The 16,606-nt window shown below is 68.3% G+C and carries 15 protein-coding genes; 8 read left to right on the top strand and 7 right to left on the bottom strand.

The genetic code is table 11. The features are described from left to right. Window positions 1-40: 40 nt before the first annotated feature. Window positions 41-277 (bottom strand): acyl carrier protein, encoded by a 237-nt coding sequence (locus BLU08_RS01895; RefSeq protein ID WP_010412439.1) that lies wholly within the window; start codon window positions 275-277, stop codon window positions 41-43. Window positions 278-520: 243 nt separating this feature from the next. Here BLU08_RS01895 and BLU08_RS01890 point away from each other — a divergent pair, with 243 nt between their 5' ends. Then, complete coding sequence (locus BLU08_RS01890) at window positions 521-955, top strand: DUF2383 domain-containing protein (RefSeq protein WP_090194535.1); 435 nt, start codon at window positions 521-523, stop codon at window positions 953-955. 142 nt (window positions 956-1,097) lie between these two features. Here BLU08_RS01890 and aspS read toward each other — a convergent pair whose 3' ends face one another. Beyond that, the gene (aspS, locus tag BLU08_RS01885; RefSeq protein WP_090194533.1) at window positions 1,098-2,897 is read right to left on the bottom strand and encodes an aspartate--tRNA ligase; all 1,800 of its coding nucleotides are present in this window, start codon (window positions 2,895-2,897) and stop codon (window positions 1,098-1,100) included. A 197-nt stretch (window positions 2,898-3,094) separates the two neighbouring features. On the opposite strand from aspS, the gene rnd reads away from it, so the two are divergent. Both rnd and BLU08_RS01875 read left to right on the top strand, forming a co-directional pair. Then, window positions 3,095-4,297, top strand: a complete 1,203-nt coding sequence (rnd, locus tag BLU08_RS01880) for a ribonuclease D (protein WP_090200880.1) — start codon at window positions 3,095-3,097, stop codon at window positions 4,295-4,297. 79 nt (window positions 4,298-4,376) lie between these two features. Then, window positions 4,377-5,285, top strand: a complete 909-nt coding sequence (locus BLU08_RS01875) for a hydrogen peroxide-inducible genes activator (RefSeq protein WP_090194531.1) — start codon at window positions 4,377-4,379, stop codon at window positions 5,283-5,285. A 119-nt stretch (window positions 5,286-5,404) separates the two neighbouring features. On the opposite strand, the gene BLU08_RS15375 is transcribed toward BLU08_RS01875, so the two are convergent. Next, a complete protein-coding gene (locus BLU08_RS15375; protein ID WP_157674424.1) occupies window positions 5,405-6,142 on the bottom strand; it encodes a Flp family type IVb pilin in 738 nt (245 codons plus the stop codon). 258 nt (window positions 6,143-6,400) lie between these two features. On the opposite strand from BLU08_RS15375, the gene BLU08_RS01865 reads away from it, so the two are divergent. Then, window positions 6,401-7,792: a hypothetical protein gene (locus BLU08_RS01865; protein WP_090194528.1), complete on the top strand. Its 1,392-nt coding sequence runs from the start codon at window positions 6,401-6,403 to the stop codon at window positions 7,790-7,792. A 27-nt stretch (window positions 7,793-7,819) separates the two neighbouring features. Here the strand turns inward: BLU08_RS01865 and BLU08_RS01860 are convergent, their stop codons facing one another. After that, complete coding sequence (locus BLU08_RS01860; protein WP_090194526.1) at window positions 7,820-10,108, bottom strand: M3 family metallopeptidase; 2,289 nt, start codon at window positions 10,106-10,108, stop codon at window positions 7,820-7,822. 168 nt (window positions 10,109-10,276) lie between these two features. On the opposite strand from BLU08_RS01860, the gene BLU08_RS01855 reads away from it, so the two are divergent. Together BLU08_RS01855 and BLU08_RS01850 are read left to right on the top strand one after the other, a co-directional pair. Then, on the top strand, window positions 10,277-11,158 hold the full coding sequence (locus tag BLU08_RS01855; RefSeq protein WP_090194524.1) for a hypothetical protein: 882 nt from the start codon (window positions 10,277-10,279) through the stop codon (window positions 11,156-11,158). Beyond that, window positions 11,155-12,015 (top strand): metallophosphoesterase, encoded by an 861-nt coding sequence (locus BLU08_RS01850; RefSeq protein ID WP_090194522.1) that lies wholly within the window; start codon window positions 11,155-11,157, stop codon window positions 12,013-12,015. The genes BLU08_RS01855 and BLU08_RS01850 overlap by 4 nt, the downstream gene beginning before the upstream one ends. Here BLU08_RS01850 and BLU08_RS01845 read toward each other — a convergent pair. Further along, the gene (locus BLU08_RS01845) at window positions 12,012-13,277 is read right to left on the bottom strand and encodes a sodium:proton antiporter (protein ID WP_090194520.1); all 1,266 of its coding nucleotides are present in this window, start codon (window positions 13,275-13,277) and stop codon (window positions 12,012-12,014) included. The genes BLU08_RS01850 and BLU08_RS01845 overlap by 4 nt on opposite strands. Window positions 13,278-13,598: 321 nt before the next feature. Between BLU08_RS01845 and gntA the strand changes: the two genes are divergently transcribed. Together gntA and BLU08_RS01835 are read left to right on the top strand one after the other, a co-directional pair. Beyond that, on the top strand, window positions 13,599-14,288 hold the full coding sequence (gene gntA, locus BLU08_RS01840; protein WP_090200877.1) for a guanitoxin biosynthesis heme-dependent pre-guanitoxin N-hydroxylase GntA: 690 nt from the start codon (window positions 13,599-13,601) through the stop codon (window positions 14,286-14,288). Next, on the top strand, window positions 14,285-14,866 hold the full coding sequence (locus tag BLU08_RS01835) for a DUF1989 domain-containing protein (RefSeq protein ID WP_090194518.1): 582 nt from the start codon (window positions 14,285-14,287) through the stop codon (window positions 14,864-14,866). Before gntA ends, BLU08_RS01835 begins: the two co-directional genes overlap by 4 nt. On the opposite strand, the gene BLU08_RS01830 is transcribed toward BLU08_RS01835, so the two are convergent. Together BLU08_RS01830 and BLU08_RS01825 are read right to left on the bottom strand one after the other, a co-directional pair. Beyond that, complete coding sequence (locus BLU08_RS01830) at window positions 14,851-15,624, bottom strand: Crp/Fnr family transcriptional regulator (RefSeq protein ID WP_233996046.1); 774 nt, start codon at window positions 15,622-15,624, stop codon at window positions 14,851-14,853. The two genes, BLU08_RS01835 and BLU08_RS01830, sit on opposite strands and share 16 nt — an antisense overlap. A gap of 108 nt (window positions 15,625-15,732) precedes the next feature. Continuing rightward, window positions 15,733-16,521 carry a sulfotransferase gene (locus BLU08_RS01825; protein WP_197676887.1) on the bottom strand — a complete coding sequence of 263 codons (789 nt, stop codon included), beginning with the start codon at window positions 16,519-16,521 and terminating at the stop codon, window positions 15,733-15,735. Window positions 16,522-16,606: the final 85 nt, after the last annotated feature.

The following is a 16,606-nucleotide window of genomic DNA, read 5'->3' as shown; positions in this document are numbered from 1 at the left end:
TGGCCCCCCGGATCAACCCTCATGGACCAGCTCCGATGGATCAGCCCTTGTGTTCCTCGATATACTTGGTCGCATCGCCCACGGTCGAGATCTTCTCCGCCGCGTCGTCGGGGATTTCGACGCCGAATTCCTCTTCGAAGGCCATGACCAGTTCGACGATGTCGAGGCTGTCGGCGCCGAGATCGTCGATGAAGCTCGCGTCCTGGGTGACCTTGTCGGCCTCGACGCCGAGATGCTCGACGACAATCTTCTGCACGCGGTCGGCAGTATCGCTCATGTGTGTCCCTCTTGTCCTGGGGTTGTGCAAGGAATTCACCTGCGGCCCTAGTCAACGCCGCGGGGGAGCGCAAGTGGTGATCGGCCCGCCGCCCGGGGACCGCCCGCGCGCCCTCGCCGGCACGCTTTGCCGCGCCCGTCGGCCAGCCTGCCCCGCGTCCGGGAAAGAGTCGCGCGGGATCCCGTTAAGCCACCGATAAGGCGGGAAAATACCTGCCGCAAACCGCGTTCTTCGAGGAGCCCGATGGCGGATACACGCATATTGCAGAGCCTGACCCAGGACACCTACGACACCCTTGCCGCCTATCGCCGGGCGCGCGAGTCCGCGCATAGCGACGCGCTGCAGCAGACGCTCGAACGGCGCATTTCCGAACGCGTCCGGACGGTCAACCTGCTGAACGAGGCGCTTGCCGAACGCGGCGGCACGCGCGTCGACGATGCCAGCGCCCCGGCCCAGGCGGCGGACATCTTCCACGCGATCGGCGACGCTTTCCAGGACGGCGACGAAGCGGCGGCGCGCCGGGTCGAGAAGGCCGAGACCGAGCTGTGCCGCCGCTACGACAAGGCGCTTTCGGACGAAAGCCTCGACCCTTCGACGCGGCGGACGATCGAGCAGGCCGCGCGCGAGGTGCGCGAAGGCGAAAGCTTCAGCCACGTGCTCGAGCGGCACTACGGCTGAGCGCGCCGAACGAGACGAAGACGCAGCGGGGCCAAGGCCTGAAAGAGGCACGGCCGACCGTCCCGAAACAAACAGAACGATAAAGCGAACCACCTTCAAGGGGCATTCGGCCAGACCACCGGGTGCCCCTTTCCTTTCGCGTTCAGCCCTCGGTCGGCGTTCCCGGCTTCTTCGGCGGCTCGACGACGCGGATCGAAAGTTCACGCAGCTGCCTGGGTTCGGCGTGGCCCGGGGCGCCCATCATCAGGTCCTCGCCCCTCTGGTTCATCGGGAAGGCGATGACCTCGCGGATCGCTTCCTCCCCGGCGAGCAGCATCACGATCCGGTCGATCCCCGGCGCGGAGCCCCCGTGCGGCGGCGCGCCGAGCTTGAACGCCTCGATCATGCCGGCGAAGTTCGCGTCCACATCCTCCCGGCTGTAGCCCGCGATCTCGAAGGCCTTGTACATGATCTCGGGCTTGTGGTTCCGGATCGCGCCCGAGGACAGCTCGTAGCCGTTGCACACGATGTCGTATTGCCACGCCTTGATGGCGAGCGGGTCCTGCGTCTCCAGCGCCTCCATCTCGCCCTGCGGCATCGAGAAGGGGTTGTGGCTGAAATCGATTTTCTTCGAGTCCTCGTCCCATTCGAACATGGGAAAGTCGACGATCCAGCAGAACCTGAAGCAGTCCCGTTCGACGAGGCCCAGTTGTTCGCCCACCTGCGTGCGGGCGGCCCCTGCCAGCTTTGCCGCCTCGGCTTCCTTGCCGGCGGCGAAGAACAGCCCGTCATCCGGCCCGAGCCCGATCTCGGCGTAGAGCTCCTCCATCCGCTCGGCCCCGTGGTTCTTGGCGATCGGGCCGCCGAATTCCCCGCCCTTGCGGGTCACGTAGCCGAGCCCGGCATAGCCTTCCGAGCGCGCCCAGTTGTTCATGTCGTCGAAGAACTTGCGGCTCCTGTCCGCCGTCCCCGGCGCGGGCACGACGCGCACGACGCCGCCCGAGCCCACGATCTTCTCGAACAGGCCGAAGCCCGACTGCTCGAAATGCCCGGTCACGTCGGAGATGAGGAGCGGGTTCCTGAGGTCCGGCTTGTCGGTGCCGTATTTCAGCATCGCCTCGGCATAGGGGATGCGCGGAAACTCGCCTGCCGGGGTCACCGCCTTGCCGTCCGCGAATTCCTCGAACGTCCCGGCCAGCACCGGCTCCAAGGCCTGGAACACGTCCTCCTGCGTGACGAAGCTCATCTCGAAATCGAGCTGGTAGAATTCGAGGCTGCGATCGGCGCGCAGATCCTCGTCGCGGAAGCACGGCGCGATCTGGAAATAGCGGTCGAAGCCCGACACCATCAGCAGCTGCTTGAACATCTGCGGCGCCTGCGGGAGCGCGTAGAACCGGCCCGGATGCATCCGCGAGGGCACGAGGAAGTCGCGCGCGCCTTCGGGGCTGGACGCGGTGAGGATCGGAGTCTGGAATTCGGTGAAGCCCTGTTCGGTCATCCGGCGGCGCAGGCTAGCGATGACCTTCGAACGCAGCATGATGTTGCGGTGCATGGTCTCGCGGCGAAGGTCGAGGAAGCGGTAGCGCAGCCGGATTTCCTCGGGGTAGTCGGGCTCCTCGAACACGGGCAGCGGCAGTTCCTCGGCCGCGCTCTGGACCGTGATGGAGCGCGCGAAGACCTCGATTTCGCCGGTCGGCAGGTTCGCGTTCACCGTCGCGGGCGTCCGGGCCTTGACCTCGCCGTCGATCGTCACGACCGATTCGGCGCGCAGGCGTTCGAGCACCGGCAGGGCGGCCGAATCCCCGTCGGCAACGATCTGGGTGATGCCGTAATGGTCGCGCAGGTCCACGAACAGCACGCCGCCGTGGTCGCGCTTGCGGTGCACCCAGCCCGACAGGCGGACCGTCTCGCCGACATCTTGGGCCGAAAGCTGAGCGCAGGTGTGGGTGCGGTAAGCGTGCATCTAAACTCTTGTCCTGTTCGAGAGTAAGGCGCTAAGGGCGCGGCCAGCATCCGGCGCGGGGCTTCGCGAAGGCCCAAAGCGGACATGCGCGCGCTAACAGGCGAAGCCCGGCTCTTTGTCAAGTCGCGCGGAACCTCTCCACCAGGGACCGGCAACGGCCCGAGGGCGGCACTCCGCCCACCAACAATATGGGCGACATGAAGATACACGACCTCATCACCACGACCGAAGCCCTCGCCGAGCTGTGCGAGCGGCTGGCGAAAAGCGAATTCGTCGCGGTCGACACCGAATTCATGCGCGAGAACACCTACTGGCCCGAGCTGTGCCTGGTGCAGATCGCCAACACCGAAGAAGCCGCCGCGATCGACCCGCTGGCGGACGGCATCGACCTTTCGCCCCTGCTCGACCTGATGTGCGACAACGAGGACGTGCTGAAGGTATTTCACGCGGGCGGGCAGGACGTCGAGATCATCGTCAACCTGACCGGCAAGACCCCGCACCCGATCTTCGACACGCAGGTGGCGATGATGGCGATCAGCCAGTCGGAACAGATCGGCTATGCCAACCTGGTCGAGACCTGGCTCAACATCCAGATCGACAAGGGCGCGCGCTTCACCGACTGGTCGCGCCGCCCGCTGACCGACCGGCAGATCGAATACGCGATCGGGGACGTGACGCACCTGTCGAAGATCTTTCCCAGGATCCTGAAAAAGCTCATCAAGACCGAGCGCGGCGTGTGGCTCGACGCGGAGATGGAAAAGCTCTCCGATCCCTCGAACTACCTGGTCGATCCCGATAGCGCGTGGAAGCGCATCCGCTCGCCCGGGCGCAATCCGCAGGTGCTCGGCCGCCTCAAGGCGCTCGCCGCCTGGCGCGAGGGCGAGGCGCAGCACAAGAACATCCCGCGCGGCCGGATCATGCGCGACGAGACGCTCGCCGACATCGCCAGCCATCCCCCGAAGAAGCAGGCCGATCTCGCCAAGGTGCGCGGGCTTTCCGCCGCGTGGAAGGACAACGACATCGGCAAGCGCATGATGAAGGTGATCGCCGAGGCCGAGCCCCTGCCCAAGGAGGAAATGCCCGACAAGATCAAGCGCGGCGCACCGCTGGGCAGGGAAGGCGCGCTGGTGGCGGACCTGCTGAAGCTCCTCCTGAAGATCCGCGCGCGCGAGATCGACGTCGCCGCGCGCCTGCTCACCCGGGCGGAGGAGATGGAGGCATTGGCCGCCGGGGTGCGCGATCTCGGCGTGCTCAAGGGCTGGCGCTACGAGGTGTTCGGACGCGACGCGCTCGACCTCGTCGAGGGCAAGCTCGCCTTCGCGGTCGAGAAGGGCAAGCTCAAGATGACCCATATCGACGAGATGCGCACCGCCATGGAAGACCGGCTGGCGGCGGAATGAGCGCGCGCCCCCGCACCCGCACCGGCAACCGCACCCGCACCCGCACCCGCACCCGCACCCGCACCCGCAGGATGGGGCCATGAGCACCTACCTGCCGACGATCAAGCAGCTGCAATATCTCGTCGCGCTGCACAAACACGGCCATTTCGGGCGCGCGGCGGACAGCGTCTTCGTCTCCCAGTCGACCCTGTCGGCGGGGGTGCGAGAGCTCGAATCGCTCCTCGGGGTGACGCTGGTCGAACGCTCGCGCCGGGTGGTGCGCTTCACCGCCCTGGGCGAACAGGTGGTGGCGAAGGCGAACCGGCTGCTGCGCGAGGCGGAGGAATTGTCCGACCTCGTCCAGGCCGCGGGCAAGCCGCTTTCGGGCCAGCTCCGCATGAGCGTCATCCCGACGATCGCCCCCTTCATCCTCCCGCGCCTGCTCCCTCGCCTGCGCGCCGAGCGCCCCGAACTCAAGCTGATGCTGCGCGAGGAAACCAGCCACGATGCGCTGCTCAGCCTCCAGCACGGGCGGTCGGACTGCGTGCTGCTCGCGCTGCCCTTCGACACCGGCGAGGTCGAGGTCGAGCACATCGCCGACGACCGGCTCTACGTCGCCTTTCCCAAGGACGACCCGCGCGATCCCCCGCGCGAGGTGCCGCCAGAGATGATCGAGCCCGCGATCCAGGGCGGGCGCCTCCTGCTGCTAGAGGACGGCCACTGCCTGCGCGAACACGCGCTCGCCGCGTGCAACCGCTCGGAACTGCGGGCGAGCGCGAGCATGATCGGGACCAGCCTGCACACGCTCGTCCAGATGGTCGACAATGACCTCGGCCTTACCCTGCTCCCTGAAATGGCGATAAAGGCGGGCATCCTGGCCGGGACCGAAGTGGTTGCACGGCCGGTCGAGGGAGACGGCGCGAAGCGCGAGATCGCGCTCGTGTGGCGCAAGAATTCCCCGCGCGAGGCGGATTTCCGCCTGCTGGCGAAGGAATTGCGGGCGGGCTGAGGCGGGGCCGGAGGCTCGACCGGATCACGCGGCGGGAAGCTGTCCCGGTCCGCCGAGGGCACGGGCGCTCCTGCCGCCCGCACCCGGCGCACGGGCGCAAGCCCGCCCGGCACGGGGCGTCATTTCCTGTTGCCCTTGCCTTTGCCCTTGCCTTTGCCTTTGCCCTTGCCCTTGCCTTTGCCTTTGCCCTTGCCTTTGCCTTTGCCCTTGCCCTTGCCTTTGTCGTTACCCTTGCCCTTACCCTTACCCTTGTCGTCCTCGTCCTCGTCCTCGTCATCATTATCGCCGGAGCCGCCCTGGCCGCCGCCGCCATTGCCTTTGCCGTTTCCGTTGCCGTTGCCGTTTCCGTTGCCGTTGCCGTTTCCGTTGCCGGAACCGCCGCCACCGCCGGAGCCGCCCCCGTCGGCACCGCCCCCGCCGCCACCACCGGAGCCACCGGAGCCGCCGCCACCACCACCGGAGCCGCCGCCACCCGGCCCGCCCGAGCCGCCACCACCGCCGGAGCCGCCACCGCCGCCTCCGCTGTCCGCGTCGTCGCCACCGCCCGAACCGCCGCCGCCGGAACCACCTCCGCCCGAGCCGCCACCCGAGCCGCCACCGCCACCGGAGCCGCCGCCGCCACCGCCGGAACCTCCCCCGCCGGAACCACCGCCGCCGGAACCACCGCCGCCCGAGCCACCGCTTCCGCCCGACTCCGACATGTTCGATTCGACGGTCGAGAACGTGTCAGCCGCGCCGCTGCCGACAACGGTCAGGGTCGTGATCGACCCTGCCGCCACCAGGCCGATCAGCAACCCGTATTCCATCATGGTCGCGCCCGAAGCGTCCGCGGAGAGTTTTCTGACTGTCTTAACCATTCGCCCTTCCTGAATTCCGGGCGGTAAATTGCAGGCAGGAGATAAAGAATTTACAAATATCGCCGGAAAGCCGCCCGCTTCCCCGCACTCGGATCGAAGTGCACCGCCTAGGGACAATCCCTTGGCCCTGCCCGAACGCTACGGAAATCATGAATCCGGCATTAGCCAACTCGACCCGCACCATCCCGCGGCCTCGCCCGGCATTGTGCGCTTGCCGGGACGTGGCGGGGCAAGCGGAACCGACAACAGGGATTGCCCATGCCCAAGCTGCGCTTCGCCTCCTTCCTCGACCGTTCGGCGCCCTCGCCCCGTGCCGCCGCCAAGCCCGCCAGCGGCCCACGCGGTGCCGCCGAGGCAAGGCCCGCGGGCGGGACAAACGGCCAGGAAGGAGCTGACGCCTCGACGAGGGCGGACCGGGCGGAGGTGCTGCGCGCCGACCTCGACGGGATGCTCGCGGGGCTCGGCAATGCCCGCGCCGAGGCCGATGGCCTCGTCCGGGTCCTCGCCGAACTCGAGGCCGAAGCCGCCCGCGTCCCCATGCTCACGGAAGAAGCGCGCGAGCTGTCGCGCCGGCTCGACCAGCGCGCCGCCGAAGTTGCCGCGCTTGATGCGAAGGGCGAGGAGCTCGCCCGCGACCTCGCCCGCGCGCGCGAGGAAGCGGCGCGCGCCGAGCGGCGGCTCGAAGCGGCGGAACGCGCGCGCAGCGAGCTTCACCGCGCCAACGAGGAAGGCCGGGAACGCCTGCGCGAAGCGGCCGAAACCATCGCCCGCCTGACCCGCGAGGCCGAGCGGACCCTCGCCGCGCGCGATCGGGGCGAGCGGGAAATCGCGACCCTGCGAGTCGCCCTTGCCGAACGCGACCGCGCGCTCGAGGAAGCCCGCCACGCGGCGAGCGAGGCGCGCATCGCGGCGGAACGCGACGAGGCCCGGATCGCCCGGTCCGAGGAGGAAGCTGCCGCCCAGGCCCGGCGGATCGGCGAGCTCGAAGAGGGCCTTGCCGCCGCGAACCGCCAGCGCGACGAGCTCGAGGAAGCGCACGAAGCCCTGCGCGAGGAGCACCGCACTCTTTCGACCGCGCGCGCCGATCTCGGCATCACGCTGGAAACGAAGACCTGGTCGCTCACCAACGCGCTCTCGCAGGAACGCGGGGCGCACGAAATCTCGCGCCGCCTGCTAGAGGAAATGCGCGAAGCCCACCGCGCGCTGGCGGAGGAGAACCGCAATCTCAAGGAGCAGTCGGTCGCGATGGCGCGCGAGGCGGAGCAGATGAAGCACGAACTCGGCTCCACCCGCCAGGCGATCCGCGACTACGGCGACCGGCTGGGCGAGGTCAATCGCCGCTTCGCCGGGGCGCAGGACGAATGTTCACGGCTCGACGCCGCGCTTGCCGAGTCGCGCAAGGAGAACCGCGCGCTCGCCCGCAAGGTCGAACGCCTCGGCCGGGCCGAGGAGGAGAACGACGAATTGCACGACAAGATCAGGGCGCTGCAGGACAGCCTTGCCCGATATTGCCGCGCGGCGGAGGATGCCGGGCCGGACGCGGGCGAACTCGCGCTGATCCCCTTCCCCGCCCGCGCAGGGAAGGACCACGGCCCGAAAGTCGCCGCGAGCGGCCCCGGCAGCGTGGCGAAGCTCCCCCGTGCGCGCTGACCACGGCGGGGGGAGCAACGCCCCGCTTCAGGAACCCTCGACGCTGCGCGGCGGCAGGTTGCCGTCGGACGTTTCGCTGTCGATCGCGTCCGCTTCGCCCACCAGGCCGCGCGCTTCGAGCATCGGGCGCACGTCGGGCTCGCGCCCGGCGAAGTTCTCGTACATCTCGAAATAGTCCATCGTCCCGCCGCGGCTCAGCACGGTCTCGCGGTAATGCTGGCCGTTCGCGCGGGTCAGCCCGCCATTCTCGCGGAACCACTGGCGGCTGTCGCGGTCGAGCATTTCGGTCCACAAATAGCTGTAATAGCCCGCCGAATAGCCAGCGGGCGAGCTGAAGATGTGGTTGAAATAGGTCGAACGGTAACGCGGCGGCACGAGGTCGATCTCGAGCCCGAGCTCCTCGAGCGAGCGCTCCTCGAAGGCCGAGACCTTCTCCGGCGTGTCGATCGCGGCGGCTTCCTGCGGCGACAGGGCGGCCCATTTCATGTCGAGCAGGGCCGCTTCCACCACCTCGCCGAAATCATAGCCCTGGTTGAACCGCGAGGCTTCCTCGATCTTCTCGACCATTTCCATCGGGATCGTCTCGCCGGTGCGATAGTGCTTGGCGTAGTTCTGCAGCACTTCGGGATCGGTCGCCCACATTTCGTGGACCTGGCTCGGATATTCGACGAAATCGCGCGCGGTCGCCGTGCCCGATAGGCTTTCATAGCGCTGGTCGGCGAACAGGCCGTGCAGCGCGTGACCGAATTCGTGGAACATGGTGTTCACGTCGTCGAAACTGACGAGCTGCACCTCGCCCGCGGGTGCCTTGGGGATGTTGAGCACGTTGTAGATGACCGGCTTCGTGTCCCAGAGATGGCTCTGGTCGACGAAATTGCTCATCCACGCGCCGCCGCGCTTCGACGGGCGCTGGTAGGGGTCGAAATAGAACAGGCCCAGTTCGGACCCGTCCTCCTCGAACACGGTGTAGACCGACACATCCGGGTGATAGACCGGGATATCGCTGCGCTTTTCGAAGGAGAGCCCGTAGAGCCTGTTCGCCATGTGGAAGACGCCGTCCTCGAGCACGCGGTCGATCTGGAAATATTCCATCACCCCGTCCTCATCGAGGTCGTAGCGTTCCGCCTTCACCTTGTTCGCATAGCGGTACCAGTCCCACGGCCGGACCTCGAAATTGCCGCCTTCGGCCGCGATCGCCTCGTTCAGCATTTCGGCCTCGCGCCGCTGGGTCGCGGCCAATGCGGGGACCATCTGTTCCATGAAGCCCAGCGCGGTCGCGGGCGTTTTCGCCATGCGGTCATACATGGTGTAGCTCGCCCAGTCCGCCTCGCCGAAGATCGCCGCCTTTTCGGCGCGCAAGCGGGCGATCTTCGCAAGCAGCAGGCGGGTGTCGTATTCCGGGTCCGTCCCGTCGGCACGGTGGTAGCTGCGCATGAACAGCGCCTCGCGCATTGCCCGGTTCTCGAGCGCCGGGAGCAGCGGCTGCTGCGTCGTGTTCTGGAGAGCGATGGCGTATTTGCCCGGCATACCCTTTTCCGCGGCGAGGTCGGCGGCGGCCCTGATGTCGGCCTGCGACAGGCCCGCGAGTTCCTCGCGCGTGTCGACGATCAGCGGCTGGTCGTTGGTCGCATTGCGCAGCTTCTGGCCGAATTCGGTCGTGAGCGTGGAAAGCTCGGTGTTGATCGCCTTGACCCGCTCGCGCTCGGCATCGGTAAGCAGCGCGCCGGCGTGGACCATGCCGTCATAGGTCTTCTCGAGCAGCTTCGCGTCCTCGGGCGTCATGTCCATGGCGGCGCGGTTGTCGTAGACCGCCTTCACCCGGGCGAAGAGATCGGGGTCGAGATTGATCGAATCGTAATGCGCCGACAGCTTCGGGCTCACCTCGGTGTTGATCTCGTCCAGCCGGTCGGTCGTGTTCGAACCCGTCAGCGCGAAGAACACCGCCGAGACGCGGCCCAGCATCCGGCCCGATTTCTCGAGCGCCACGATGGTGTTCTCGAACGTCGGGGCTGCGGGATTGTCGATGATCGCGCGGACCTCGGCCTGCTGGATCGCCATGCCCTGCTCGAAGGCGGGGAGGTAGTCGTCCTCGCCGATCCTGGTGAAATCGGGCGCATGGAAGGGAAGCGTGCTTTCGCTCGCGAAATAGCCGTTGCCTTCGGGAATATCGGCGGCGGGCGTGTCGGCGCCATATGCATCGGGGGTGGCGCTTGCGGAAATCGGGTCCATTTCGGCCTCCTGCATGGTGGCGCAGCCGGCGAGCAGCGCGGCGGCGGAAACAGTCGTGAGGATCGGGGCCAGGGTGCGGGCCTTCATAGGGTTCTTCTCTCTCGTTTCGGAATCGTAAGGCGCGCGAGGTTGCGCGCGAAGGGCATCGGACGTTGCATAGACGGCGCGACTTGAACAAGGGATTGCGGGAAATTGCAATATCTCCAGCGACCTGGACCGTCCGGAACGCGGCGGGCTGCGATGCGTCGTCCCGGTATGGATACACGCGCCCGAACCATCCTTGTCGTCAACAGTGCGAGCGGCAGTTACAGCGAGCAAGCGGTGATCGCGGTGCGCGCCGCGCTCGGGAAAGGGGACGCGGCGATGATACGGACCTATGACTGCCGCTCGGACGAGGTGCCGGGCCGCTGCGGGCTCGAAGCGTCGGGCACGAACCTGCTCGCGGTGTTCGCGGGCGACGGGACGATCTCGCGCCATTTCGTCAGGCTCGAAGCCGAAGGCTGGCAGGGCACGGTGCTCCCCCTTCCCGGCGGCACGCAGAACCTGCTTTCGACCGCGATGTTCGGCAAGCTTTCCGCCACCGAGATCGCCGCCATGGCCGCGCGCGGCGAGCTTGCCGGAACCCGCCGCCAATGCCTGCGCTGCGAAGGCCACACCGCGCTCGCCGAAATCCTGTGCGGCCCCGGCGCGCGCTGGGCCGACGTGCGCGAGGACTTGCGCGCGCGCGAAATGGGCGAGGCGGCGGCGAAATCGCTCGACATCACGCGCGAGGCGGTGGGCGGCGCGCTGGTGCGCCTCGTCGAGCCTGTGCGGGGCCGCACGGACGGCTATCCCGGGCTGCATTTCTCGCTGTCGGGCGGAAGGATGATCGCGCGCGGATACCGCATGGCAAACCTCGCCGACTGGATCCGCCAGGGCTGGGCCATGGCGACGCGCGATTTCCGCGAGGGGCCGTTCGACGAGCTCGGTACGATGGACCGCGCCCGCTGCGCCGCGTGTCCGCCGGACGACCCGCCCGACACCGCCGAAGAACCGCATATCGACCTGATGATCGACGGCGAGCGCGAAACCGCCGGCGCCGAGGCGCTGGTCGTGCGCGAGCCTTTCGGGCTCACCTTCCTGGGACTTGACCGATGACCGACCGCAGCCTCCTGCTCTTCCACCTTTCCGACATCCATTTCGGGCTCGAGGACAACATCGCGCTCGACTGGGTGAAACGGGAGATCGAGGAACGCCGCCCCGATGCGGTCGCGATCACCGGCGACCTCACGATGCGCGCGCGGCACCGCGAATTCAACGCCGCGATCCACTGGATCACGAGCCTCGACGTGCCGGTAACGGTCGAGGTGGGCAATCACGACATGCCCTATTTCAACCCGATCGAGCGGCTGTTCACGCCCTACAAGCGGTTCAAGGGCATGGCGAGGCTGATCGAGAAGGAGATCGACCTCGGCGGGCTCGTCATCGTACCGCTCAAGACCGCGGTGCGCGCGCAGCCGCGCCTCAACTGGTCCAAGGGCTGGGTGACGGACCGCGCGCTTGCCAAGTGTCTCAAGACGATCGACGCCCTGCCCGCAGGCTGCCGCGCGCTCGTCGCGGTGCACCACCCCCTGCGCGAGGTCGGCACCAAGGGCACCGCGCTCACCCGGCATGGCGGCAAGGCACTGGCCGAACTGGCGAAACGCCCGGTCGAAGGGGTCATCAGCGGGCACGTGCATGATCCCTTCGACATCATGGAGGACACGCTCGAAGGTCCGGTCCGGATGATCGGCGCGGGCACGCTGTCGAAGCGCACGCGCTCGACGCCGCCTTCCTTCAACGAATTGCGCTGGGACGGGCGGGAACTGACGGTGCGCGCGCGCAATCTCGAAACGGTGAAGACGCGCGACATGCTGATCGACGACGTGCCCGAGGACGCGACCCCGCCCCGCGAGGAGGACGATCCGGTCGCCCCGGTGCGGCAGGTCCCGCGGGTCGATCCTCCCAAGCGCTAGCGTTCGGGCACTCCGCCGCGCGGCGCGCCGTCGATCGCGTCTTGCACCACCGCGCCCGCGGTAAGGCCGTGGACGAAGGTCGACAGCAGCACGGTGAAGCCCACCGTCGCCCACAATTCGCCCTCGTTGACCAGATCGAGCTGGCCGCCCGCATAGGCGAGGTAATAGATCGAACCGAGTCCGCGCACCCCGTAGAAGGAAATGATCGCCCGCTGCCGCAGCGTGAAGCGGGTGAACGCCAGCGACACCATCCCGGCGGCCGGGCGGATGAGGAAGATGAGAGCGCAGCCGAGCAGCGCGTGCGGCAGGTCGAGAAACGGCCAGAGCGCCGGCAAGGCCCCGCCGAGCAGGACCAGCAGGATCGCGGTCAGCGCCTGTTCGAGCGCCTCGGAAAAGCTGTGCAGCCGGACATGATATTCGTGATCGGATTCCACCCGGCGCAGCGTCAGGCCCATGGCGAAGGCGGCGATGAAGCCGTAGCCCTCGACCAGCTCGGTCGCGCCATAGGTGAGCAGCACCCCGGCGAGCGCGATCACCCCCGAACTGGTCACGGCGAGCGGGTTCTTCGGCGGGAAGGCGAACAGGGCCTTGCCGAACAGCCAGCCGGCCGCGACCCCCGCCGCCGCACCGACCGCGATCTTGTACCCGACATAGAGCGCGGCCCACTGCCCGATCCATTCCGCGACAGGCCCGCTCTGTGCGACGAGGAAGATGCCGAGATAGACGAAGGGAAAGGCGAGCCCGTCGTTGAGCCCCGCCTCGGTCGTCAGCGTGAAGCGGATCGGGTGTTCGCCCCCCTCCTGCGGCGGGGCGACCTGCACGTCGTTCGCCAGCACCGGGTCGGTCGGCGCCAGCACAGCCCCGAGCAGCACCGCCCCGGCGAGCGTCATGCCGATCATGAGCCCGCCCACGGCGACCGCGAGGATGCACAGCGGCATGGCGAGGAGCAGCAGCCGCACGACCGGCGCCCACTTGTCCCCGCCGGTAATGCGGTCGAGACGGATTCCGGTCCCGAACAGGGAGATGATGACGGCAAGCTCCGCCGCGAGCTCCCACATGACCGGGCGATCGAGCGGGCTGAACGCTTCCGGCATACCGGGCAGCACGGTGAAAAGGGCGAGACCGCCGAGGATCAGCAGGCCCGAGGCGGCCGGCTCGCGGCCGGAGAAATTGCGCGGGATCCAGTAGGCGAGCACGATCGCGAACCCGCACCCGGCGAGGAGCACGTGGTAGGGATCGAAAGCATAGAACGGCTCTTCCATCGGGCTCAGGCCGCCGCGCGGGGGATTGGGTCTGGCGCCGGCTCGTACCCGCTCATGCTTTCGTGCCTTTCCGGGATCGCCGCCCTCGAAACCGCTCGCAGGACAAGCGCTTGGCAGCGTGCGCGGTTCCGCGATCGTCCGGGCGGGCGGCGGAACCGGGAAGGTTGCGGGCCATTTCCCTAACAGGAAAGGCCTCCCCCGCCTTTGCGCCGCGACCGTCATTCGTTCGCGAGCAAACGCCGGGGAGGCGACAGACGAATCGGGAGACCATGCTTGGAAAGCCAGACCTGTGACGGGCGGCCCGGCGAGGCGCGCGGCCGGATGCTGTGGCAGATCGCCCCGGCCGAACGGGACCGCATCGCCGCGGCGCTGCGCGCGTTCATCGCCGAACCGGAATATCCCTGCGTCGGGGCGAAGGCGGTCCTGGCGAAGGACAGCCTGAGGATCATCGTCGCCTGCGATCTCGAGAGCGGATGGGACGATCTTCGCATCCACGAGGCCCTGCTCGACTGGTCGCGGGGCTACGAGCGCGATCCCGATGACCTGCGCAGCCTTGCGATCGTCTTCGCCGGCCCGCGCGATCTCGCCGAGGTCGCCTTCGAGCGCGCGATGTGGGAGCGCCTCCAGTCGCTCGCCGACAAGGACGGCTGGCGCGGGCAGTCCTACGATGCGCGGGTCAGCCCCGATCCGGCCGATCCCCATTTCTCTCTGAGCTTCGGCGGGCAGGCCTATTTCGTGGTCGGCCTCCACCCCGGCGCCTCGCGTCCCGGTCGGCGCTTCGCCCACCCGACCCTTGTCTTCAACCTGCACGACCAGTTCGAACGGCTGCGCGCGGACGGGCGCTATTCGAAGATCCGCCGGACCGTGCTGAAGCGCGATCTCGATTACGCGGGGAGCATCAACCCGATGCTCCAAGTCCACGGCGAAGGCAGCGAGGCACGCCAGTACAGCGGGCGCGCGGTCGAGGAGGACTGGGTCTGTCCGTTCCGCGACAAGCGGGAGGGATCGTGAGCGAGCGCATCGAACCGAGGAGCGGCACCGCCTTCCGGCTCGCCGAGGGGCGGATGCTGACGATCATCGATCCCGAAGGCGGGCAGGTGAGCGACCTCGTCGCCTATGGCGCGCAGGACGTGGGGGAGGTGCTGAGCAACGGGCGGACCTTCGATTACGAGGAGACGCTGAAGCTGACGACGGGCAACCGGCTGTGGTCGAACCGGTCGCACCCCATGCTCGAAATCGTCGAGGACACGGTGGGCACGCATGATTTCCTGCTCACCCCGTGCTCGGCGGCGACCTTCGAGCATTTCTACCCCGACAAGCCGGTCCATCGCGGCTGCCACGGCAACCTCGCCGCCGCGCTCGCGCCGCACGGGATCGGCCCGGACGATATCGGCACGGCCTTCAACGTCTTCATGAACGTGCCCTTCGACGGCGAAAGCGGTCGGCTGCGGGTCGATCCCCCGCGCTCGCAGGCGGGCGACCGCATCGTGCTGCGCGCGCTGAGGGACTGCATCATCGGGCTGACGGCCTGTTCGGCCTACGATTCCAACGGCGGCAGTTTCAAGCCGATCGATTACGCGCTGGGCTGAGCGCGCCCGGCCGGGACCGGTTGCCGGGCGGCGAGACGGGGCATACCCGTCGGCTCGCCGACGCGGCAGGCTTCGCCCGGGTGCAGGTAGCTGTCCTCGAACCGGGCGTAGCGCATCAGCGCGCCCCAGTCGCGGGTGTAGAGCGTGCCGCGGCGGATCTCGGCGAGATCGATCGCGCGCAGCTTGCCCACCGCGCGGTTCGCGTGGACCGTGCTCACCCCGCACATGGCGCCGAGGTCGAACTGGGTGAAGGGGGTCCGCACGCAGCGCGGCGAAGCCTCGCCGATGAAGCCGAGCCTGCGGTGGAGCTCGCAATAGAGGTGGGCGATCCGGCGCGGCGCGTCGAGCTGGCCGAGCACCTGGGTCCACTTGCGCTGGATCGCCGCATCGAGCAGCACCGCGAGCCACAGCGCCCGTGCGAGGCGGGGGTGCCGGGCGATCGCCTGTTCGAGCCGGACGCGCGGCACAATGCCGACCCGCGCCCGCCCCGCCGCGACGACATCGTGATCGCAGCGGGCCAGCGCGAAGGCACCGGGATTCACGCAATCGCCCGGTACGTGCAGGCCGACGATGTGCCGCCGCCCGGCGTGGCAGATCGTGCGGAACAGAAAGCCGTCGACCACCACCGCGCTTTCCTCGGCGATCGCGGCGCGCGCGACGAGGATCTCGCCGTCCTGCAGCACGCGTTCGCGCGCGACCATGTCCTCGAGCGCGCCCAGCTCGCCCGGATCGAGATTTTCGCGCAGGCGGCCGGCCATGAATTTTCCGGTCAGCGGGAAACGCGCAGCGCAGGCTTCATCCGGGGTTCGAACCATGGCCGCACTAAGCACGGATCGCGCGCGCCGCTGAACAACATATGTGGCCGATCAGGGTTCGGCGGCGCGCAGGATCGCCCGCGTCCGTTCGCGCACATGGCGGAGGGGATGGCGCACCAGCGCCGTGTGGGGAAGGACCGCCCCGGCTTCGCCATAGCCGAGCGGTGCGAACGCGCCTTCGGCCCCGCTCGTCACGGCGTAATCGGCATTGCCGTCGCGCAGGGCGGGCGCGGCGATGGCATGGGGCAGGTCGAGAAAGGCCTCGATCCCGGCAAGGATCGCGCCGGGGCGCGCGACGAGGTCCTCGTATCGCACCACCATGGCGGCGTGGAGGAAATCGAGGTCGGCGAGCATCACCCGGTAGGCCGCCGCGCCATAGTCGGCGAGGTCGCGTGCGCCCTTGCCCGACCACTTGGCGAGCGCCTCGGCCGTGACGGCGGGATGGCGGGCGAGGAAGACGAACTGCGCCAGCGGGAAGAGCCCCTGCAGCAGCCGCGTGCGGGTGAGATTGACCGGCGATTTCTCGAGCCGCCACGGCTTTGCGGGATCGAACCATTCGCCCCATTCGTGCTCGAGCCTTAGCCTGGTCGCCAGCGTGTTGAGCGGGTCGCGTTCGGTCAGGTGCTGGGCCGGGTCGGTCGCATATTCGCCCGGTATCCCGTGCCGGGCGGTGTGGGGAATCGCGCCCTGCAGGTAGGCGCCCTCGTTCTCGGGCACGGGCGCGCCCTCGATCGCCGCGACCGCCGGATGCGAGGCGACGAGCCGGGCGAGCAGGCTGGTCCCGGTGCGGTGGAGCCCGGCGATGAAGACATAGCGATGGTCCGGTCCGGGCGGCTTCACCTTGGCTTCGCTCCTCCTTGCCGGACCTGTTTTCCAGGCCTGTCGCCGCGATCGATGCGTCAAGCCGCTGTCCGGGCGGGAGGGT

This window comes from Erythrobacter sp. HL-111 (assembly GCF_900105095.1).
Lineage (GTDB): Bacteria > Pseudomonadota > Alphaproteobacteria > Sphingomonadales > Sphingomonadaceae > Erythrobacter.
The sequence above is the reverse complement of the archived record's forward strand: the minus strand, read 5'-3'. Positions and strand labels throughout refer to the sequence as shown.